Origin of the sequence: Acinetobacter sp. AOR43_HL, from assembly GCF_027854635.1 — a bacterium.
GTDB lineage: Bacteria > Pseudomonadota > Gammaproteobacteria > Pseudomonadales > Moraxellaceae > Acinetobacter > Acinetobacter pittii.
In genome coordinates this window covers 347,983-370,030 of record NZ_JAKTHX010000032.1, presented here as the reverse complement: position 1 = coordinate 370,030, position 22,048 = coordinate 347,983, and the positions used below count along the sequence as shown (strand labels likewise).

Annotated in this window: 16 protein-coding genes; 9 read left to right on the top strand and 7 right to left on the bottom strand. The window is 40.5% G+C overall.

The genetic code is table 11. The features are described 5' to 3' along the window. The gene (locus MKL33_RS16940; RefSeq protein ID WP_079381041.1) at positions 1–705 is read right to left on the bottom strand and encodes a TIGR04219 family outer membrane beta-barrel protein; all 705 of its coding nucleotides are present in this window, start codon (positions 703–705) and stop codon (positions 1–3) included. Between the two features lie 640 nt (positions 706–1,345). Here MKL33_RS16940 and MKL33_RS16935 point away from each other — a divergent pair. Together MKL33_RS16935 and MKL33_RS16930 are read left to right on the top strand one after the other, a co-directional pair. Further along, a complete protein-coding gene (locus tag MKL33_RS16935) occupies positions 1,346–2,824 on the top strand; it encodes a sodium-dependent transporter (protein ID WP_017481897.1) in 1,479 nt (492 codons plus the stop codon). A 12-nt stretch (positions 2,825–2,836) separates the two neighbouring features. Continuing rightward, entirely contained in the window at positions 2,837–2,980 is a 144-nt protein-coding gene (locus MKL33_RS16930; protein ID WP_016142648.1) for a methionine/alanine import family NSS transporter small subunit, read from the top strand. A 40-nt stretch (positions 2,981–3,020) separates the two neighbouring features. Here MKL33_RS16930 and rsmB read toward each other — a convergent pair whose 3' ends face one another. Next, a complete protein-coding gene (gene rsmB / locus MKL33_RS16925; RefSeq protein ID WP_161282613.1) occupies positions 3,021–4,325 on the bottom strand; it encodes a 16S rRNA (cytosine(967)-C(5))-methyltransferase RsmB in 1,305 nt (434 codons plus the stop codon). Then, a complete protein-coding gene (gene fmt, locus MKL33_RS16920; RefSeq protein WP_270907389.1) occupies positions 4,322–5,284 on the bottom strand; it encodes a methionyl-tRNA formyltransferase in 963 nt (320 codons plus the stop codon). Before fmt ends, rsmB begins: the two co-directional genes overlap by 4 nt. 347 nt (positions 5,285–5,631) lie before the next feature. On the opposite strand from fmt, the gene ilvD reads away from it, so the two are divergent. The 3 genes from ilvD (at position 5,632) to MKL33_RS16905 (ending at position 9,873) form a co-directional block, all read left to right on the top strand. Beyond that, positions 5,632–7,461: a dihydroxy-acid dehydratase gene (gene ilvD, locus MKL33_RS16915; protein WP_270907388.1), complete on the top strand. Its 1,830-nt coding sequence runs from the start codon at positions 5,632–5,634 to the stop codon at positions 7,459–7,461. Positions 7,462–7,774: 313 nt separating this feature from the next. After that, positions 7,775–9,064 carry a hypothetical protein gene (locus MKL33_RS16910; protein ID WP_270907387.1) on the top strand — a complete coding sequence of 430 codons (1,290 nt, stop codon included), beginning with the start codon at positions 7,775–7,777 and terminating at the stop codon, positions 9,062–9,064. A gap of 77 nt (positions 9,065–9,141) precedes the next feature. Further along, complete coding sequence (locus MKL33_RS16905; protein ID WP_017386206.1) at positions 9,142–9,873, top strand: sulfite exporter TauE/SafE family protein; 732 nt, start codon at positions 9,142–9,144, stop codon at positions 9,871–9,873. 8 nt (positions 9,874–9,881) lie between these two features. Here MKL33_RS16905 and MKL33_RS16900 read toward each other — a convergent pair whose 3' ends face one another. From MKL33_RS16900 to MKL33_RS16885, 4 genes are all read right to left on the bottom strand, one after another. Continuing rightward, a complete protein-coding gene (locus MKL33_RS16900; RefSeq protein WP_270907386.1) occupies positions 9,882–10,772 on the bottom strand; it encodes a LysR family transcriptional regulator in 891 nt (296 codons plus the stop codon). Positions 10,773–10,852: 80 nt separating this feature from the next. Next, on the bottom strand, positions 10,853–12,148 hold the full coding sequence (locus MKL33_RS16895; RefSeq protein WP_002119102.1) for a solute carrier family 23 protein: 1,296 nt from the start codon (positions 12,146–12,148) through the stop codon (positions 10,853–10,855). A gap of 297 nt (positions 12,149–12,445) precedes the next feature. Beyond that, complete coding sequence (ppc, locus tag MKL33_RS16890; RefSeq protein ID WP_270907385.1) at positions 12,446–15,130, bottom strand: phosphoenolpyruvate carboxylase; 2,685 nt, start codon at positions 15,128–15,130, stop codon at positions 12,446–12,448. 170 nt (positions 15,131–15,300) lie between these two features. Further along, positions 15,301–15,924 (bottom strand): TetR/AcrR family transcriptional regulator, encoded by a 624-nt coding sequence (locus MKL33_RS16885; protein WP_032036289.1) that lies wholly within the window; start codon positions 15,922–15,924, stop codon positions 15,301–15,303. 148 nt (positions 15,925–16,072) lie between these two features. Here MKL33_RS16885 and MKL33_RS16880 point away from each other — a divergent pair, with 148 nt between their 5' ends. The 4 genes from MKL33_RS16880 to dnaJ all read left to right on the top strand — a co-directional run bounded on the left by MKL33_RS16880 (position 16,073) and on the right by dnaJ (position 22,034). Further along, positions 16,073–17,179, top strand: coding sequence for an efflux RND transporter periplasmic adaptor subunit (locus MKL33_RS16880; protein ID WP_206260455.1), 1,107 nt, complete (start codon positions 16,073–16,075; stop codon positions 17,177–17,179). Beyond that, the gene (locus MKL33_RS16875; protein ID WP_270907384.1) at positions 17,176–20,301 is read left to right on the top strand and encodes an efflux RND transporter permease subunit; all 3,126 of its coding nucleotides are present in this window, start codon (positions 17,176–17,178) and stop codon (positions 20,299–20,301) included. Before MKL33_RS16880 ends, MKL33_RS16875 begins: the two co-directional genes overlap by 4 nt. Before the next feature lie 139 nt (positions 20,302–20,440). Beyond that, positions 20,441–20,818, top strand: a complete 378-nt coding sequence (locus MKL33_RS16870) for a membrane protein (RefSeq protein ID WP_002119294.1) — start codon at positions 20,441–20,443, stop codon at positions 20,816–20,818. Between the two features lie 103 nt (positions 20,819–20,921). Then, a complete protein-coding gene (gene dnaJ / locus MKL33_RS16865; RefSeq protein ID WP_002119101.1) occupies positions 20,922–22,034 on the top strand; it encodes a molecular chaperone DnaJ in 1,113 nt (370 codons plus the stop codon). Positions 22,035–22,048: the final 14 nt, after the last annotated feature.

The window sequence follows — 22,048 nt, the reverse complement described above, 5'->3', positions numbered from 1 at the left end:
TTAGAAATGTGCTTCTAGACCTACATATGGGCCTTTAAATTCAAATTTAAGGTCATTGTTATCGTAGTCATCTAAGTCGATATTAAGTACGCGATAGCCTGCTGTTAGACCCAGATCAATGAGTAGGTTATCTGCAAATTTATATTTTACTTCTGCCAGTGCATCTGTAATTCGTGCATCATCAAAGTTTGTATAAGTTGCTTCACCTTTAGCACTTAAGCCTGTAAACGGAAGTTTTACTTCACCTGACAAATAAGCAATAGGATATGTTTTATCAATATCCACACGCTTACCTGTATAGGCAGTAATATCACCATTTAATACAGTTGCACCAAGACCAGCATCTACACTTACGATATTATCTAGTAACTCGTAGTAGAGGATAAAATCGCTATGATCTAAATCAACTTTATAGTTGGCTTGACCTAAAGTTTCTGATTTAGTTTCGGTATCTAAATTTACATAACGAATTTTTGCATTTGGAATAAATGGAATTGGGTGTTCTACTGCTAATGAGATTTGAGCACTACCTTTTTGATCTAAATCTTGATCTTCAGGTGATTGAGAAGACATATTAGCTTTACCGTCATAGAACCAGTAACCTACGTCGCCTTTTACTCCTACGAAGTCTGCTTGAGCAAAGCCACTTAAGCCCATCCCGAGCGTTAATAAAGATATTTTTAATATTTTCATTTTTACATCCACATAAAAGAAATCTTTGAGCGCATGATATAGACATCTTGCTACAGATGCATTGATAAAAAATAAGGATCTGAGGTGTGTGAGATGAGTAAATTTTTAAACCTTAAAAAAGTTTATTTAATTCAAATAATTATTGTTTTCTTCTTCATTTAAATGAATTTAATCTTTTAGAAAATTTAGTATAAATTTTGTCAATCGTATCGGACTTATTAAATTTTAATTTAATAACTGGATAGTTAAAAATAAATTAGTGGATAAGTTGAGTAATTAAATAAGTATTTTCAGGGATTGCAATAAAATTGCATTAAATAATAATTTTAATCTACAAGTAGTAGAACGTAAATATTAGCTGAAAAATAACCAATTGTGAAAAAAACTCAGAAAATTCGTAAAATTTCTGACGGAAATTACAGTAAAAAGAAATAAAAACAGGTATTGTTCAGCTATATAGGGGCAAAAAATGGACAAAAATCTTTAAGGAAGAATTTTCTATTTTTGCTTGTTTGTTAAGGGAATAAAAATACTCAAAAGGTGCATTTTATTTTCTACAAACACAAAAGTATTTTTTGGTTCTTTTTTTGCATGCGGAATAACAATCAACAATAGCAGTAAAAATAAGTAATCTTTTAACATTAGGTGTTCTATGACAGATTCTCGTGAAAACTGGACGTCACGATCTGGTTTTATTATTGCAGCCGTTGGTTCGGCTGTAGGCTTAGGTAATATCTGGCGCTTTCCATACGTTGCTTATGAAAATGGTGGTGGCGCATTTCTTATTCCCTATCTATTGGCACTTATTACTGCTGGTTTACCGTTACTATTTTTAGATTATGCGGTAGGACATCGTAGTACTGGTTCACCTCCTAAAGCGTATCGTGCCCTATTTAAAGGCGGGGAAACATTAGGTTGGTGGCAGGTTTGTGTCTGTATCATCATTGGTTTGTACTATGCAAGTGTACTCACTTGGGCTGGTAGTTATGTTTACTTCTCTATTGGCCAAATGTGGGGAAGTGATCCAGAAGGTTTCTTCTTTAATACCTATTTGCAGACCACAAAAGCAACCGGTTTTGATTTACAGTTTGTAGGTCATTTATTCTGGCCGATTGTTGGGATTTGGGCACTTACTCTAATCATTCTTTATGGTGGTGTGAAAAAAGGGGTTGAATTATCGAATAAGATTTTCATGCCTTTATTATTCATTCTCTTCACTATTTTAGTGATTCAATCATTACGTTTACCAGGCGCGGTTCAAGGCTTAAATGCTTTCTTTACGCCGAACTGGTCAGCAATGATGGATTATAAAGTTTGGTTAGCGGCTTATGGCCATACTTTCTTCTCCCTCTCTGTCGGTTTCGGGATCATGGTGACTTATGCATCTTATTTGAAACCAAAAACGAATTTAACAGGTTCTGGTTTAATCGTTGGTTTTGCAAATGCATCAACAGAGATTTTGGCTGGTATTGGTATTTTCGCAGCGCTTGGTTTTATGGCACATGCGGCAGGTACTGAAGTTAAAGATGTTGTGAGTGGTGGGATTGGATTAGCATTTATTGCATTCCCTAAAATTATCTCAAGTTTAGGTACAGGTGCCGATTTATTTGGTTTCTTATTCTTCTCTTCACTTTTCGTCGCAGGTATTTCTTCGATGGTAAGTATTTTGGAAGTACCTATTGCAGCAATGCAGGATAAATTGAAATGGGGTCGTAAAAAAGCTGTAACCATTATTGGTGGTGGTAGTGCGCTTGTATCAATTATTTTATTCTCAAGTGTAAACGCAATTAAACTGGTTGATATCGTTGACCACTTTATCAATAACATCGGTATTATTGGCGGTGCTTTACTTTCTATTATTACCGTGGCTTGGTTTAAGCGTTCTGCTTTAATGGAACTTCGTGATCACGTGAATCGCATCTCAACTATTCAATTAGGTAAGGGTTGGGATTTCACTTTAACAGTCATTACATCATTAATCTTGTTAACTACACTCAGTATGACTGTATTTAATTTGATCAAAAATGGCTATGATACTTATAGTATGAGCTTACAAGGTGTATTCGGCTGGGGCAGTGTAATTTTCTGTGCAGTTGTTGCAATTGTTTTAAGCAAAATGAAAGATCGCTAGGAGGATAGAATAATGAATACTTCAGCAATCGTAATGATGGTAATTTCGATGGTGTTTTTATGGGGTGGCTTGGTTTTATCCATTATCCATTTATCGAAACATCCTGAAGAGTTAGATGATGTTTTAGAAGAAGTAAAAGATCAGCACACACTTTAATGCTGATCAAGTAAAAAAGCAGGCTTTAAGCCTGCTTTTTTTATGCAATTTTTTGAATTTTACAATAATAAAATCCATCACCAGACTGCGCTTGCGGCAGTAATTGGCGTCCATGAGTTTGCTCGATTCCCCAATTAGCTTCAATTTTAATTTCTTTTGCATTTGGATTTTCAGCAAAAAAAGTCATCATTTGCTGTTCATTTTCGGCTTTTAAAATTGAACAGGTGATGTAAAGCAATGTGCCGCCAACTTTGAGCTGTTGCCACATGTGGTCCAAGATCTGCTTTTGTAGTTCAATGGTTTGAGCTATATCGGTAGATTGGCGCAATAGGCGTATGTCAGGATGACGACGAATAACCCCTGTAGCAGAGCAAGGTGCATCGAGCACAATACAATCTACTGGCTGTGCAGGTACCCATTGAGTTGCATCCGCTGCCAAAATCTCTGTATGACTTTGATCAAGTGCTAAGCGATTTAAGTTCTCAGTTACACGCACTAAACGACTTGGGTCCTGATCAATAGCAATGAGCTGAGCAGGTTTAAATTTTTCAAGTAAATGAGCAGTTTTGCCCCCTGGGGCAGCACACGCATCAACTACTATTTTATCGTTCAAATCTGACAATAATGTTGCGCAAAGCTGAGCGTGTTCATCTTGTACAGAAAACCAACCTTGTTCAAAACCAGGTAGTTGAGTAATTTGTACAGATTGTTCAAGAACAATACCTGCTTCAGACAAAGTACATGCACGTGCCTGAATTTCTAAACTTTGTAGTTTTGCTAAATAAGCATCGCGGCCAATATGACGCTGGTTCACCCTTAAGGTTAAAGGCGCGACTTGCTTCAAAGATTGGCAGAGAGATTCCGTTTGTTCACCCCAATCCTTTTTTAAGCGTTTGAAAAGCCAGCTTGGTAAACCATGCGCCTGCTGTAAGCCTTGCTGAAAGTCATCAGTTTCACGAGTAGCTCGGCGCAAAATAGCATTCACAATACCGCTGAGAGCAGGGAATCCAAGTTGTTTAGTCGCATCTACTGTTTCTGAAATGGCAGCGTGTGCTGCAATACGCGTGCATAAAACTTGATAAAGACCGACATAAAGACAGGTTTCTACTGTCTCATTATTTAGAGGCTTGCTGAGCAAAGGTAGGCTAATTGATTTAAGCGCAAACCATTGACGTAATGTACCCAAAACGAGCTCGTGAAATAAAGCGCGATCGCGCTCTGCTACCTGATTGAGCTGTGTATTTAAAATACTAGCGAGTGATTGGCCTTGCTGAACTTTTAATAACGTCTGGACGACTTGAGCACGCAGGTTAAAACGTGAGGAATTTGAGGTAACCTGACTCATGGCAAAATTTGTCCTACATGAAGTTTTTGAGTTTGTGCAATTTGTTGAGCGTTTAATGCTTTACCACCCGGCCACTGCACGCTAGTCAGACAAATAAATGTATTTTCACCGCAAGCAACATGCACACCTTGTTTATCGATTGCAATAATTTCACCAGCTTGAGCATTCGCTTTGCTTTGGCTAGAAATTAGAGAGTTCCAGACACGCAGAGCATTATTTTCATCAAGTTGAACAAAAGCGACTGGCCAAGGGTTAAAAGCACGGATATTTCGGTCAACTTGAATAGCATCAATTGCCCAATCAATACGAGCTTCTGACTTTACGAGTTTATGAGCATAGACCGTTAAGCTTTCGTCTTGAACTTCGCGTTCTGCCAAATATTTTTGTAGTGTTTCTTCTGACTCAAGTACCGCACAAATTGCTGTTGCACCTTGAGCTGCGAGTTTGTCATGCAAAGTCGCTGAGGTATCTTCGGCAGTAATTGTGCAATAGGTTTTATACATCATATCGCCTGTATCTAAACCGGCAGCCATTTGCATGATGGTGATTCCGGTTTCTTCATCACCTGTTGCAATCGCACGCTGAATTGGTGCTGCACCGCGCCAACGAGGTAATAGTGATCCGTGAATATTTAAACAGCCATATTTCGGTGTATCGAGCACAGTTTGTGGAAGAATTAAACCATAGGCTGCAACCACCATCACATCTGCGCCTAAAGCTGCCAGTTCTTGTTGAGCTGCTAAACCTTCTTTTGTAGATGCTTTGAAGTGAAGAGGTTGATAAACAGGGATATTATGCTCAAGCGCAAGTTGTTTTACGGGAGATGGCGTTAGTTTTTGTCCACGACCCGATTTACGATCTGGCTGAGTATAAACCGCGATAATTTCATGGGAAGTTTTTAATAAAGCCGCCAATGCTGTTGCAGCAAATTCGGGGGTGCCAGCAAAAATAATTTTCACAAATGCAATCCAAAAAGAGTTTAGGCGTAGTATACGTGAAAAACGATTGAAGCTCTAAAATCATGGCGATTGAGCATTTTAGTTTTTAAATAGTGAACAAAAAATTATTGAAAAACTTTTATTGATAAAAAAAGGTTATGAAAAAATAAAAAATTATTCATGTAAGTTTTGCTAAATATTGACTGTCTATTACTGTTCTTGGCTTTCCGAATATTATTTGCTTCTATAGAATGGAGAATGATCAAATTATGATGATGAGTCAATATTCCGACTGATCTAACGCTATATCAGTATCATTCGCCAGAGCGGGAAAAATTCCGCTCAAGCACAACTTGTTGGAAACACTAATGCCTGACTATCGTTCAAAAACATCGACACACGGAAGAAATATGGCTGGCGCACGTGGCTTATGGCGTGCAACAGGAATGAAAGATGAGGATTTCGGCAAACCGATTATTGCGGTGGTCAACTCATTTACTCAATTTGTGCCAGGCCATGTACATCTTAAAGATCTAGGGCAGCTTGTCGCAGCAGAAATTCAGGCAGCAGGTGGTGTTGCTAAAGAGTTCAATACGATTGCAGTTGATGACGGGATCGCAATGGGGCATGACGGCATGCTTTATTCTTTACCATCACGTGATTTGATTGCTGACTCAGTTGAATATATGGTGAATGCACACTGTGCAGATGCCATGGTGTGTATTTCAAACTGTGACAAGATTACTCCGGGAATGCTCATGGCTGCGATGCGTCTGAATATTCCTGTTGTTTTCGTGTCTGGCGGACCAATGGAAGCTGGTAAGGTTAAGTTCCGCGGTAATGAAAAAGCGATTGACCTTGTTGATGCAATGGTTGTTGCGGCTGATGAAAGTTATACAGACGAAGAAGTTGAAGAATTTGAACGTTCGGCATGTCCAACCTGTGGTTCATGTTCAGGTATGTTCACTGCAAACTCAATGAACTGTTTAACAGAAGCTTTAGGTTTATCTTTACCGGGTAATGGTTCGATTGTTGCGACGCATGCAAACCGTAAAAAATTATTCTTAAAAGCAGGCCAACTTATTGTTGAATTGGCTAAGCGCTATTATGAACAAGAAGATGCAAGCATTTTACCTCGTTCGATTGCAACCAAGGCTGCATTTAAAAATGCGATGACTCTTGATATTGCAATGGGTGGTTCAACCAATACCGTTCTGCATTTATTGGCTGCGGCAAGTGAAGCTGAAGTTGATTTTACAATGGACGATATTGACGAATTATCACGTCGAGTTCCTGTATTGTCTAAAGTAGCGCCTGCAAAACAAGACGTTCATATGGAAGATGTTCATCGTGCTGGCGGTATCATGGCGATCTTAGGTGAACTTGATCGCGCGAATTTGCTTGATGTATCTGTACCGACTGTACATGAGAAAACTTTAAAAGATGCATTAGATAAGTGGGACATTATTCGTACTGAAGATGCAGACGTTTATGAATTCTATCGTTCATCACCAGGTGGTGTTCCAACTCAAGTTGCATTCTCGCAAAATCGCTATTATTCAACATTAGATGGCGACCGTGAAAAAGGCGTTATCCGTAATGCAGAACATGCATTCTCTAAAGATGGTGGTTTAGCGGTTCTATACGGCAACATCGCGCTTGATGGTTGTATCGTGAAAACTGCAGGTGTTGATGAATCAATCTTGAAATTTACTGGTACAGCGCGTGTATTTGAGAGCCAAGATGCAGCTGTAGATGCAATTTTGGGTCATAATATTAAAGCTGGCGATGTGGTTGTGATTCGTTACGAAGGTCCACGTGGTGGCCCAGGTATGCAAGAAATGCTTTACCCAACTAGCTATCTTAAATCGAAAGGTTTAGGAAAAGACTGTGCATTGGTAACAGATGGTCGTTTCTCTGGTGGTTCATCAGGTCTTTCAATTGGACACGTTTCACCAGAAGCGGCTGAAGGTGGTGCAATTGGTTTGGTTGAAGATGGCGATACCATTGAAATCGATATTCCAAACCGTACGATTCACTTAAACGTTGATGATGCGACTATGGCACATCGTCGTACAGTGCAAGAAGCGAAAGGCTGGCATCCGAAAGAAGAACGTAAACGTAAAGTATCAAAAGCGTTAAAAGTTTATGCAATGCATACAACAAGTGCAGCGAAAGGAGCTGTACGCGTTCTATAAAATATTCAATTTTAATAATTGATTAGGAATCATGCACCCTTTAACACGATGAATTGCTATCATGTTAAGGGTGCATTTTTCATGTCTGGTAAAAAAAATCAGCTTGTAGAAAAAGGTGTTTTTAGATCATTCTATGGGTTTGCCATAAAATGGTGATAAAATCTTCACCTACGTAGAAACTTGCTAAAAACATGACTTATTTTCTGCGTAAACTAAGGTAGTTATATTTCAATCTCGACTACTGTTTTACCTTGCACTATGATCAAAACAATCTTTGATCTCGCTTAGGATTTATTTTTTAGAGGCACAACTCATGTCACTGCTACGCCGTTGGTTTGACCCTATTCGATCGAGCTGGTTTTACCAAAAGCCTTCTCGTCAAGCGGTGTTACCCACGGAAAATGGTTTAAGTATTTATTTACGACTTGATGATGTGTATAGCTATTTGGCTGTTCAGCAATTGTCTCAGCTAGATGAAATTTTAAGTGATGAACTTAAGCCTTTAAAAATTATTATTTCGCATACGGCTTCTGAACCTCCAAACAGCATGTCGCATGAAGAGTGGCAAAATTATTGTTTAAATGATGCCAAGATATTAGCCAAACAACATCGTTTCGGTTTCGATGAATTTCCAGAAATCCCCAGCCCAGAATCTTTAAAACAAGCGGCAGTCATATTAAAAAGAACCCCATTACAAGGTCAGAATTTCTTTCATTTACTAGAAGATATTTTTCACATGCTTTGGCAGCAACAATATGGAAAGTTGCGTACTTTACATGCCATGGCAGTTAAACATCAGCTTCCTCAACATTTTTCAGAACGCATTTTTACGGATGAGCCTGTACCCGCGGCATACTTTGAATTTGGTGGACGTAAATATCACGCAGTAGATGATTTATTACGTTTAACTCGTCGTCTGAAGCAGCAAAAGTTACTGAAGGGCAATCCAATTTTTTTAATTAATCATATCGAATGGCGTGAACATTTGATTAATGATGCGGAGGCACTTACCGAGATTCAGACCCTTCATCCTGAGCTTGATATCTATATTGCTTTAGAAGATCCAATGAGCTGGCTGTTACTTGCCTATATTAAAGAAGAGCTGGCTGATTATTATGATATTCAACTAAAAGTTTACCCTTTAAGTTATCAAAGTCGAGACTGGTTTGACTGGAGTTTGGCGACGCGTGTTTCTAAACGAACAGGTGTGGCCTTTACGCCATTTTGTCGTCCTACTGAGGAAAGCACATTAGAGATGGCAAAGCTTTTCTATAGTGTGCAAGAAAATCAGCAAATTGATACGATTTTCACAATATTGCAGGCAGTTTGGACGAAAGGAAAAGATTTATCTTTCTTAAAACATTTCCAACAGTTACAGCAGCAACTTGGGATTGAGCAGCTAACCGACCAAGATGTGCAATCTGTTTTGGCGCAGAATGATGCACTTTGCAAAGACAAGCATCAGCCTGATTTACCGGTTTTAGAGCTGCGTATTGATGGTCAGACCTACGTATTTAATAGCTTGTATCGTGTGTGGATGATCGAAAGTATTTTTAGCAATGTATTAGAAGAAAAATATAAAACAGCCTCAACTTTTAATTGAGGCCTACTCCTAAAAACAAGAATAGGGCAGTACCTGTTTTTTCCGTAGCATATCCTTTAAGGAATCGGAGATAAACAGTGACTTTTTTAGCAATTATTATAGTGGTCTTTGCTTTCGCAGGCATGATTAAAGGCATGATCGGTTTAGGATTGCCCGCGGTATCGATGGGCTTACTCACCATCGCAATGAGCCCTTTTCAGGCAGCATCTCTGCTCATTGTCCCTTCAATGGTCACCAACGTCTGGCAGCTTTTTGCTGAAGGACATGTCTGGGCCTTTATTCGCCGTTTCTGGACTTTGCTTGTGGGCATTGTGGTGGGCTCAATATGGAGCTTTCTACCCACTTTAAGCCAAAGTCATGGGCATAGTAGTGAGATTTTATTAGGCTGCATGTTGGCCCTATATGGACTCTATGGTCTGTGCGTGAAGAAACTTCCACACTTAGGAAAGTATGAACGTTGGCTATCACCGATTATTGGATATATCGGCGGGGCGGTGACTGTAGCAACTGGTGTCATTATTATTCCAATCGTTCCTTATTTGCAGTCTTTACATTTAAAGCGTGATGAGTTGGTTCAGGCTTTAGGACTAACGTTTACTGTCTCTACCATTTGTCTTGCAGTCTTTTTACACCACAACCCTATGTCGGGAATGACATTGGATTATCGTTTATCTTTTGCTGCATTATTGGCGGCTCTCGTTGGAATGTGGTTAGGTAAAAAAATCCGTTATCGGTTAAATGAGCAATTATTTCGCCGTATCTTTTTTATAGGTTTGGTGTCATTAGGGCTTTATATGATTTTGCATTAAGCCAATTTTTAAGGGCGATGTTGCAATAAAAAATCTGAAAATTGTTTATAACTATTAGGTAGCTGATTGAAATTTTGTGTGGCCAAAAGCAGTTTACGATTTGCCCACGCACCTAGTAGTTGAATGGAATGAAAGTCATAGTCCGATTGCAAACGCTGGGCAGCACGAGCCGGCATAATCGCAATTCCGACACCTTTGGCGACTACTTCCGCAATCGCACCAAAATTAGGTAAGCGCAAACGGTACTGTATGTTAAAGCCCAATAGCTTAGCTTGAGTTTCGATGGACTGTTGCAACGAATGGTGGGGTTTAAGACCAATAAAACCATAACTTAAAGCCTCTACCAAATTCAGCTCTTGGTGTTGAGCTAAATTGTGAGTAGGAGGACAAATCAGAACTAATGGATCACTAGCAAATTCCTTAGTTTGCAAATGGCGGGTATCAAAAAAACTTGAGACCAGCCCAAGATTTGCAACTCCTTGCGTTAATGCCTCTACAATTTCTGAACTTTCTGCCTCGTGTAAATCAATGTTTATTTCGGGATGAAGCACCAAATATTGTGGTAATAACGGAGGCAAATATTCGCTTTGAGCAGAAGAATTACACCAAAGCGTTAATGACTCTGTTGTAGGTGGCCTAAACCTCTGCATTTCTTGTTCGAGCTGCTCTTTTTGTGTCATCAGTTGACGGGCATGCTCTACAAACGCGTGTCCCGCTGTGGTGAGCTCCACTCCCGTCGTCTGGCGAATAAATAAGGGCGTTTCAAAATATTGTTCGAGTTTTTTTATACGTTCACTGGCGGCTTGAAGTGAAATTGCAGAGCGGTCTGCACCTTTGGTTAGACTACCCGTAGAGACAATATGAAGAACCAGCTGTAAATCAAAAAAATCAAAACGCATGACAGGGAACGTATTGAAGGCTAAAAAGTCATCATACTAAATCGTAATAAAAAAAGGCAGCTTGCGCTGCCTTTTTGAATTTAGGTTTTATCTTTTAAACTAAACAGCCAATTTAAAATAATGGCTGCAAAAGTTGCGGTACCAATACCACCTAAGTTGAAGTTACCGAACAATAATTCAAAGTTACCGGCACCTAAAATAATCGTGACTGAAGCAACAATTAGATTTTTATTGTTAGAAAAATCAACTTTGTTTTCGATCCAGATTTTGGCCCCAGCAATGGTAATTAAACCAAACACAACAATAGACGCGCCTGTTAAAACAGCACTTGGAATAGTACTAATTACCGCACCAAATTTTGGAGATAAACCTAAGAAAATTGCAAAGACACCTGCGATCACAAAAACAATGGTTGAGTACACACGAGTGACTGCCATCACACCAATGTTTTCACCGTAAGTAGTCATCCCTGGAGCGCCGACACTACCAGAAAGCGTTGTTGCTAAACCATCTGCAACAAATGCTTTACCTAATTGTGGAGTCAGGTTTTCACCAGTCATCGCGCCAACAGCTTTAATATGTCCTAGATTTTCTGCTACTAAGATAAGCGCAACTGGCGCAATAATTAGCATAGCATTCGTGTCAAAAGTAGGATGCGAAAAGCTTGGAATCCCAAACCATGCGGCTTGTGAGATCTGGCTAAAATCGATTGGTTTACCTAAACCTAGCCCATTGGTGGTGATGGCATAAATCACATAAGCCAAGATCAAACCAATCAACAGAAGCAAGCGTTGCAACAGGCCACGAGTAAAGACTGCAATACTACCCATACAAAGTACGGTAATTAAGGCCATCCACATTTCAAATGGTTGGCCTGCAACACCTTTAATCGTAACAGGTGCAAGGTTCAGACCAATAATCATCACAATGGCACCAGTCACCACAGGCGGCATGAGTTTTTCAATCCAGCGTGTACCAGTAAGCATCACGATAAAACCGATGATGGCATAAAAAACACCACATGCTACGATTCCACCTAAAGCCATAGATAGATTTGGATTGGCACCTGAACCTGTAATATGCCCAGTTGCAGCTGCAACCACCCCAATAAAGGCAAAACTTGATCCTAAATAACTTGGAACACGACCACCTGTAATTAAGAAAAAGAGAATGGTACAGATTCCAGACATTAAAATAGCAAGGTTAGGATTAAAACCCATGAGTAAGGGTGCTAAAACAGTCGCTCCAAACATAGCAAATGCATGTTGAATACCCAAAACAGCACTTTGAACGGGTGGGAGATATTCATTGGTAGAGACTGGCCGATGGTCAATATCACCTTGGTAAGGCTGCCATTTTGGAAACCAATTGGACATAAAATAAGCTCATTATTCTTTAATTGCTGCCATGATACTCTTTCTTGAGAGTGCATTTAATCTCTAGAGAGAAGTATATGAGTGAAAAGTAATTATTTTTTAACGATTGGTATAATTTTAAAAAAACTAAATGTGCGTATTTAGTTATTTTTTTCTTATAAAGATTAATTTTATGATTTTTAAAAAATATTCAAAAAAATAGAAAATCGGAGAAAATTTAAGAAAAATAAAGAACTTTGCAAGTAAAAAGCAGCACATCGAGATGCACTGCTTTATAAAACAATTGGTAAAATCAGCTTAACCTGTATTACGTAAACCAGCAGCGATACCCGCAATACTCACCATAAGTGCATGGTCAACAGGGGTGTGTTCTGCCTGACGCTCAGTAAGATAATCACGACGGCGTTTCATGAGTTCAGCCTGTAAAAGATGCAAAGGAAGTAAGTACGGTTTACGAACCTGCATGGATTGATCAAGAACTTCATTATTACTCAGAAGCTTTGATTCATCTTTCAATTTAAGTAGTGTTTCAACAGCATCTTTTAAGCGCTGACGTAATTGGTTACCGAGCACTTTTAAATCTTCATCTTCAGTCAAATGAGACTCGTAATAGAGTGCAATGTTGGCATCGGATTTAGACAATACCATTTCCAGCATATCAATGAGTGTCTGGAAATAAGGCCATTGCTGGAGCATTTGATCAAGTGTTGCTTTTTGCTGATCTGCAATCACTTCATTAATGGCAGCACCTGTACCTAGCCATGCAGGCAACATCAAACGGATTTGTGTCCAAGCAAATACCCATGGAATCGCACGTAAAGACTCGATGCCGCCACTCACTTTTCGTTTTGCAGGACGCGAGCCTAAAGGCAACATTTGTAATTCGAGTTCAGGCGTAACGGTCCGTAAATACTTGACAAAATGTGGGTTTTCACGAACTGTCTGGCGATAGACCTTAACAGAATGATCAGTCATGCGATTCATGAGTTCACGCCACTCAGCCTTAGGCTCTGGTGGTGGTAATAAGGTCGCTTCAAGTGTTGCTGCGGTATAGATCTCAAGGTTTTGCATCGCAATTCCTTCTAGACCGAATTTGAAGCGGATCATTTCCCCTTGTTCAGTGACCCGAATTGCACCAGAAATCGAACCAGGCGGCTGTGAGAATAGAGCTTGTTGGGTTGGTGCGCCACCACGGCTAATTGATCCGCCGCGACCGTGGAATAGGGTCAACTGTACGCCGTGTGTTTGAGCAATTGCAGTCAGCTCTTCTTGAGCACGATATTGCGCCCAGTTGGCAGACATAAAACCGGCATCTTTTGCTGAGTCGGAGTAACCGATCATGACTTCGTGTTTACCCTGAATGTGCTGTTTGTACCAATGCATATTGAACAGCGTATTCATGGTAGTTGCAGCGCCATCTAAGTCTTTTAAAGTCTCAAATAGAGGAACTACACGTAAAGGATGCTGAATACCTGCTTCTTTTTGCAATAACAACACAGCTAAAACATCACTTGGATATTCAGCCATCGAAATAATATATGCCCCTAAAGACTCAGGTGGTTGGTCTGCCAAAGTACGCATGGTTGCAAATACTTCTTGGACATCTGGGTGTCCAATTAAACTACCTTCAGGCTCATTAATATATTTCGGTAAAAGCGGACGTTTACTTTGTAATTCTTGAATGAGGAAGTTTTGGCGTGCTTGCTCAGTCCACGATTCAAAATTACCTAAACCTAAATATTCGGTAATGGCTGAAATCGCTTGGCGATGACGGCCTGATTCTTGGCGAATGTCGAGTTTAAGTAATTCAATACCAAAACAGTTCACACGGTAGATAAAGTCGAGCAGTTGACCATTCGCAATTTCAGGTAGGTTACTGTCGATTAAAGAGCGATAGCACAGCAATAATGGTTGTAAAAGCTCATCTTTACTTTTAATGACATTGCTGTCGTCTGCTTCTAAGCCTTGTAAACGCTGAGCTAACCAGTGTCGAGTTGCTTTTAAACGTTCTCGTGTAGCACGTAAATATTCACGATAAGGTTCTGCATGTTGGCTACCAATTGCCTGAATCATTTCTTCGGAACAAGTCTGGATTGAAAGTTCCCAACGTAAGTTTTCGATATCTCTTAAATACAGATCGGCAGCTTGCCAGCGTGATAACCACAGTACTTCTTGGGTAATTTGATGGGTAACATTTGGGTTGCCATCACGGTCTCCACCCATCCAAGATGCGAAACGTACTGGTGCAATATTAAGTGGTAAATTGAGTTGGCAGTTTTCTTGAACTAATTCATTTAACTCGCGAATGAATTTAGGTACAGCATTCCAAAGTGTTTGCTCAATTGTGGCAAATCCCCATTTTGCTTCATCGACTGGAGTTGGACGGTGCTGTCTGATTTCATCTGTTTGCCAAGCCGAACTAATTTGTTGCTTTAAATTCGCAAGTGCATTTTGGCGTTCGCGTGGGGTAAGTTTTTGCTGATCAAGCTGTGAGAGACATGCGTTAATATCATCATATTTTTGAATGAGGGTACGACGACTCACTTCAGTTGGGTGCGCCGTAAGTACTAACTCAATTTTAAGATCGCAAATTTGCTGGAATAGTTTTTCTGTTGAAATACTTTTATCTTTAAATTTTTGAAATAAGTGAACAAGCGGATTCGGAGAGTTTGCATCCGAATCAAACTCTGCCTGTCTGCGGCTACGGACCACATGATATTGCTCGGCAATATTGGCAAAATTGAGGAAGTGAGAAAAAGCGCGGGTGAGAGGAAGTAACTCTTCATCGGGCAGTTCTAAAAATAATTGTTCTAGTTGCTTTTCGGCTTCAGCTTGACCATCACGTGCACCTTTGGCAAGAGCACGGATTTGCTCGATCTGATTAAACAGTTCTTGTCCTGCATGTTGTTTTAGGGTTTCACCTAACAAATTACCAAGTAAGCGGACATCCTCACGCAGTGGCGCATCGATTTGCTGAACCATGCTATTTTCTCCTGTTCTTATTCTTATCGAATATAGCGCGATTAACAAACATTCCAAGCTTTGAGCGTAAGAAAATGTGAATTTTTGCTTAAAAAATAACATTTAATTCGCTTGTAGTGTCTTAAAAGCTGGCATGCACTCAGCGCAACTTTTGACAATCGGACTTTGGTTTAATTCCGATATTTGAGTAGGAATAAATCAATTGCGTCGCGAATAATTTGCTCTAGCTCCTGTGCATTTGGGGCAGCAGTAATGCCCAGTAAAACCTTGTGATGGCGTACACCAAGCAATAAGGTCAAAAGCAGTTCTGTTTGATAGATTGGATCATCGGCTTGAATGAAACCTAATTGAGCAGCTTTTTGAAAAAACTCAGCTAATTGATTTTCCATTCGTGTATGTGAAGCTTCAAAAAACTGTAGGGCGAGTGGGTTCTGTTCGGCTGCAAGCTCCAACAATACATGATCAAGCTTTAATGCTTCAGGTGAATAAATAATTTGTAAGGCACGTGAACATACAATAAAGAGTGTTTGATAGAAGTCTGCCGATGTATCTAAGTCAAATTGTTTAGTGCACAGTGTCTCTTCACAAGTTTCCGTAATCGCGCAGATAAACAGGTTCACTTTATCTTGAAAGTGGTTATAAACCGTGAGTTTAGTAACGCCTGCTTCCTGTGCAATCTGGTTCATGCTAGTACCGTGATAACCGGATTTTAAAAAAATAGCTTTCGCGGCTTGTAGGATACGAGCACGCTTTTCCAGATCTTTGGGGCGACCACTTTGATTAACTGTTTGCACAAAACCCTCTAATAAAAGTTTAGAAAAATAAATATTTATAAGTTTTTTTTAATTAATGTACTCGTAGGTATATTAATTAAAAAACAAACAAACTATGATGCAAGCATATTGTGCCTTAAAAAATCAGTTTGAATAAGAGCGATAAGATATGAATCTGTTAAAACCTCTCATCATGAGTATGGTGATTGTTTGTACGGTCACATTAATGGGATGCAGTAAAGAAGCACCCAAAACAGAAGAAATACCCTATGTGATGGTGGCGCAGCCATTAACCACACTCAATGAACAAAAAAGCTATGCAGGGGATGTGCAGGCTAGACAACAAACGGCTTTGGCATTTCGGGTTGGTGGACAAGTTACGGCGCGCTATGTGGATGTAGGCGACCGAGTTAAAGTTGGACAAGTATTAGCAAAACTCGATGTGGCAGATGCTCAGTTACAATTAAATGCTGCTAAAGCCCAACTGGATAATGCACAGGCTTCGGCAAAAACAGCAGCAGATGAACTTAAACGTTTTCAACAATTACTCCCGATTAATGCAGTGAGCCGTTCGCAGTATGACACTGTAAAAAATCAATATGACGCGGCACAAGCGGCATTACAACAAGCTCGTTCTAACTATGAGGTTTCTGCCAACCAAACTGGTTATAACCAACTCGTTTCTAACAAAAATGGTGTTATTACAGCGCGAAACATAGAAATTGGACAAGTCGTGGCAGCAGGACAAGCTGCTTATCAACTGGCAATTGATGGAGAGCGTGAAGTTGTTATTGGTGTTCCTGAACAAGCAGTTGCCGAGATTAAAGTTGGTCAAGGCGCTTGGATCACCTTGTGGTCTAAACCGAATGAAAGGTTTGCCGGATATGTACGCGAAGTTTCTCCGGCAGCGGATCAGTCTCGTACCTTTACAGTGAAAGTTGCACTCAAAGAAGGGCAGTCTGTTATCCAACTTGGACAAAGTGCACGCGTATTTTTTACCTCAACTCAAACCAACGTGATGAGTGTGCCACTTTCGAGCGTTTCAGCAACAGATAACCAGCCTTATGTCTGGGTTGTTAATGCGAATCAGACTTTACGTAAAGTACCTGTAACGGTTGGTGCATATGGCAGAGACAGTGTACCCGTGCTATCTGGTTTAACACCAAATGATTGGGTGGTGATTGGTGGTGTGCATTTGCTACGCGATAAGCAGAAGATTCATCCGATTGACCGTGAAAACCGTGCGGTGAAAATTCAGGGAGCAATCCAGCCATGAAATTCAATCTCTCGGAATGGGCATTAAATAATAAAGGTATCGTCCTTTATTTTATGCTGTTACTTGGCATTATCGGTGCGATCTCTTATTCAAAACTCTCACAAAGTGAAGACCCACCATTTACCTTTAAAGTCATGGTCGTACAAACCTATTGGCCGGGAGCAACAGCGAAAGAAGTTTCAACGCTGGTGACTGACCGTATCGAAAAGGAACTGATGACAACAGGGCAGTATGACAAGATCATGGCTTACTCCCGCCCGGGGGAGTCGATGGTTACGTTTGTTGCCAAGGACTCGCTGACATCGGCACAGATCCCTGACGTTTGGTATAACGTTCGTAAGAAGGTGAATGATATTCGCCATGAACTGCCAAACGGTGTACAAGGCCCATTTTTTAACGATGAATTTGGGGACACTTTCGGTAATATTTATGTACTGACAGGCAAAGACTTTGACTATGCACTTTTGAAAGAATATGCAGATCGTTTGCAATTACAGCTTCAACGAGTCAAAGATGTCAGTAAGGTCGAATTGATTGGTCTGCAAGATCAAAAAATCTGGGTTGAGATTTCTAACACTAAAGCGGTGCAGCTCGGAATTCCAGTTACAGCGATTCAAGAAGCCTTACAAAAGCAAAATAGTATGGCAAGTGCGGGCTTTTTTGAAACGGGTACAGACCGTATTCAAATTAGAGTAAGTGGTCATCTACAAAACATTGATGAAATTAAAAAAACACCTTTATTGGTCGGAGATAAAACCATCCAGCTTGGTGACGTCGCGGATGTCTATCGTGGTTTTAGTCAGCCTGCTCAACCACGTATGCGTTTCATGGGTGAAAATGGTATTGGCATTGCCGTTTCGATGCGTAAGGGCGGTGACATTATTGCCCTTGGTAAAAATCTAGAAACAGAATTTGCCCAACTGCAAAAGACCTTGCCACTCGGCATGAAATTGCAAAAAGTTTCTGACCAACCTGTAGCAGTACAACGCAGTATTCATGAGTTTGTGAAGGTACTCGCTGAAGCAGTCATTATTGTCTTGTTAGTGAGTTTTTTCTCTTTAGGCTTCCGTACGGGATTGGTGGTCGCTTTTTCTATTCCTTTAGTTTTAGCAATGACCTTTGCCGGTATGAGTTTATTCGATGTCGGACTGCATAAGATTTCACTTGGTGCTTTGATCTTGGCGTTAGGTCTGTTAGTCGATGACGCCATTATCGCCGTCGAGATGATGGCCATTAAGATGGAGCAGGGTTATAGCCGAATTAAAGCCGCCGGATTTGCGTGGAAAACCACAGCATTTCCAATGTTAACCGGAACACTTATCACTGCGGCAGGTTTTTTACCGATTGCTACGGCTCAGTCTAGTACAGGCGAATACACACGCTCTATTTTTCAGGTCGTGACCATTGCTTTATTGGTGTCTTGGATCGCGGCAGTTTTATTCGTACCTTATTTAGGTGAAAAGCTATTACCAGACTTTACCAAGTTAGGACATCAGGCCCCTTGGTATGTCCGTTTGTGGGCAAGATTAACGAAAAAAACGCAACCGCAAACTGTGGCAATTTCACAGGACCATCATTACGATCCTTATCAATCTAGTTTCTATTTACGTTTTAGAAAGATGGTCGAGTTTTGTGTGACCTATCGTAAAACCGTGATTGCAACGACAGTGGGGATTTTTGTACTCTCTGTGCTGATGTTTAAGATGGTACCTCAGCAGTTTTTCCCGCCTTCAAACCGTGCCGAGATTTTAGTCGATTTAAAGCTTGAAGAAGGTGCTTCTTTAACAGCAACAGAACAAGCTGTGAAAAAGGTTGAAAAATTCTTGTCTAAACAAAAAGGTATTGATAACTATGTGGCCTATGTAGGGACAGGTTCACCACGTTTTTATTTGCCTTTAGACCAGCAATTACCGCAAGCCAGCTTTGCTCAGTTTGTTGTACTCGCATCATCGCTTGATGATCGTGATGACATTCGTCGTTCGTTAGAAACACAAATTAAGCAGTTACTCCCACAAGTCCGTACTCGTGTGTCATTACTTGAAAATGGCCCACCTGTTGGTTATCCATTGCAATATCGTGTGTCAGGTGAAGATTTAAATCTGGTACGTAAAGAAGCGCAGCAAGTCGCTAAAGTAATGAGTGAAAACCCGAATACCACCAATGTGCATTTAGATTGGGGCGAGCCAAGTAAGATCATTTCCATTCAAATTGATCAAGACCGTGCTCGACAAATGGGTGTCTCTAGTCTGGATTTAGCGAACTTCATTAATGCATCAATTACAGGTAGTGCGATTGAGCAATATCGTGAAAAGCGTGAACTCATCGAAATTCGCTTACGTGGGGACCAAGCAGAGCGCGTTGAAGTGGCTTCACTGGCAAGCTTAGCTGTGCCAACGAACAATGGAACCACTGTACCTTTAGCTCAAATCGCGAAGATTGAGTATAAGTTTGAAGATGGTTTGATCTGGCATCGTAACCGCTTACCGACGATTACTGTTCGCGCAGATATTCGTACCAATTTACAGCCTGCTACCGTTGTGGGTGAGTTAGCTGAATCAATGGATAAGTTACGTGCTGAATTGCCAAGTGGTTATCTCATTGAAGTGGGTGGAACCGTAGAAGAGTCTGCACGTGGGCAAGATTCTGTGAATGCGGGTATGCCACTCTTCTTGGCAGTGGTCATGACATTACTAATGATTCAGCTCAAAAGCTTGTCTCGCTCGACCATCGTGTTGTTAACAGCTCCACTGGGTTTAATTGGTGTTGTTTTATTCTTACTGTTATTTAACAAACCATTTGGCTTTGTGGCCATGTTAGGCACAATTGCGCTCTCTGGCATGATCATGCGTAACTCGCTTATTTTGATTGATCAAATTGAGCAGGACCGACAAGCGGGACATCCAACTTGGGAAGCAATTATTGAAGCGACAGTGCGACGATTCCGTCCAATTATTTTGACTGCTTTAGCCGCTGTTCTGGCCATGATTCCACTTTCGCGAAGTATTTTCTTTGGTCCGATGGCTGTTGCGATCATGGGCGGCTTGATTGTTGCCACCTTACTGACATTATTTTTCCTACCTGCACTGTATGCAGCGTGGTTTAAGGTGAAAAAAACCGCATAAAATACATAAATTTTTTGTGAATAAAGGTGCGAAATATTGAAAACTCCAATATAGTAGCACCTGTCTTTACACAAAAAATACAGGATTATTTCGCTGCATAAAAAATAGGCAAAATGCAGTGAATTGAGGTGAAATACAGATGGGGCAAGACCATATCGAACAGCATCGCCGCTATATAGTAATTTCTTATGCGTTCATGTTTCTTGCATTGTTTACGGTTATTTTTGCGGCCTTTGCTTATTTGGTCGCTCGTAAAGTGGCAGTTGTAGATAATGCAGAAGTTTGGATTCATGCGCATGCGCTATGGATTATGCGCAATGCTATTCTATTTCTATTTATGGCAATTTTTGCTGTTGTCTGGTTTATTCCGCTCTTCTTCTTTGCATGGGATAGTAATCTTTGGGTCACAGCCTCTACGGTTGCTGGCGTAGTTTTTAGCGCTATTGCGTGGTTATTTCTATTAAATGCATGGTTAAAAGGCTTGTCTAAATATTTAAAAAATAAGGCAGTTTTTTAATATATCTATTTTTTAAACATTTCCCCCTTGTAAATTCGGCTAAAGCCCCCCATTTAGTCGGCAATAGAGTATTGATAAAATTCCGTGAGGAGCACCGCCAAAAATGGCTAAACGTGATTATTATGAGGTTTTAGGCGTTTCAAAAACCGCAAGTGATGATGAGATCAAAAAAGCCTACCGTAAATTGGCGATGAAATATCATCCTGATAGAAACCCTGACAATGCCGAAGCTGAAGAGAAATTTAAAGAAGCTGCTGAAGCTTATGAAGTTTTATCGGACAGCGAAAAGCGTAGCATGTACGATCGCATGGGACATAATGCGTTCGAAGGTGGCTTTGGCGGGGGCGGTGGTGGCTTCGGCGGATTTAGTGCAGAAGATATTTTTAGCCAGTTCGGTGATATCTTCGGTGGCGCATTCGGTGGTGGTGGGCGTCAACAGCGTCAACGTCGCGGATCAGATTTACGCTATGTAATGGAACTTACCCTTGAAGAAGCTGTAAAAGGGGTTAAAAAAACCATTACCTTTACTGCTCCAGCACCATGTGATGTGTGTGATGGTAAAGGTTCTAAAAATCCAAAAGATGTTGAAACCTGTAAAACTTGTCATGGTTCAGGACAAGTTCGTATGCAGCAAGGTTTCTTCTCTGTACAACAAACATGTGGTACGTGTCGTGGTCAAGGTAAAATTATTAAAAACCCTTGTCAGGCATGTCATGGTTCAGGTGTTGCCGATCGCCAGCAAACGTTGGAAGTTACAATTCCAGCGGGTGTAGATAATGGTGACCGCGTTCGTTTGAGTGGTAAAGGCGAAGCAATTCGTGATGGCCAATCAGGTGACTTGTACGTTGAAGTCGTCGTTCGTGAACACGAAATTTTCCAACGTGATGGCGCAGATCTTTATATGGACGTACCAGTGAGCATTGCTGATGCTGCACTTGGTAAGGAAATTGAAATTCCAACTTTGGAAGGCCGTGTTAGCCTGAAAATTCCTGAGGGTACTCAAACAGGTAAATTATTCCGTTTACGTGGCAAAGGCGTTCGTCCAGTACGTAGCAGCATGGTGGGTGATTTACTCTGCCGTATTGTGGTAGAAACACCAGTCAACTTAAATTCTCGCCAACGTGAATTACTTAAAGAGTTGCAAGCTTCTTTTGATGGCGAAGACAGTGCTTCTTCACCGAAGAAAAAATCATTCTTTGATCGTTTGTTCGATTAATGCTTGATTAGACA

What these genes read in the sequence shown, in the direction of transcription:
- ppc (WP_270907385.1), bottom strand. Translation starts at nt 15,130, where the DNA reads ATGGTTCAGCAAATCGATGCGCCACTGCGTGAGGATGTCCGCTTACTT.
- MKL33_RS16910 (WP_270907387.1), top strand. Translation starts at nt 7,775, where the DNA reads ATGTCACTGCTACGCCGTTGGTTTGACCCTATTCGATCGAGCTGGTTT.
- MKL33_RS16900 (WP_270907386.1), bottom strand. Translation starts at nt 10,772, where the DNA reads ATGCGTTTTGATTTTTTTGATTTACAGCTGGTTCTTCATATTGTCTCT.
- rsmB (WP_161282613.1), bottom strand. Translation starts at nt 4,325, where the DNA reads ATGAGTCAGGTTACCTCAAATTCCTCACGTTTTAACCTGCGTGCTCAA.
- MKL33_RS16880 (WP_206260455.1), top strand. Translation starts at nt 16,073, where the DNA reads ATGAATCTGTTAAAACCTCTCATCATGAGTATGGTGATTGTTTGTACG.
- ilvD (WP_270907388.1), top strand. Translation starts at nt 5,632, where the DNA reads ATGCCTGACTATCGTTCAAAAACATCGACACACGGAAGAAATATGGCT.
- MKL33_RS16895 (WP_002119102.1), bottom strand. Translation starts at nt 12,148, where the DNA reads ATGTCCAATTGGTTTCCAAAATGGCAGCCTTACCAAGGTGATATTGAC.
- MKL33_RS16935 (WP_017481897.1), top strand. Translation starts at nt 1,346, where the DNA reads ATGACAGATTCTCGTGAAAACTGGACGTCACGATCTGGTTTTATTATT.
- MKL33_RS16875 (WP_270907384.1), top strand. Translation starts at nt 17,176, where the DNA reads ATGAAATTCAATCTCTCGGAATGGGCATTAAATAATAAAGGTATCGTC.
- MKL33_RS16870 (WP_002119294.1), top strand. Translation starts at nt 20,441, where the DNA reads ATGGGGCAAGACCATATCGAACAGCATCGCCGCTATATAGTAATTTCT.
- MKL33_RS16930 (WP_016142648.1), top strand. Translation starts at nt 2,837, where the DNA reads ATGAATACTTCAGCAATCGTAATGATGGTAATTTCGATGGTGTTTTTA.
- dnaJ (WP_002119101.1), top strand. Translation starts at nt 20,922, where the DNA reads ATGGCTAAACGTGATTATTATGAGGTTTTAGGCGTTTCAAAAACCGCA.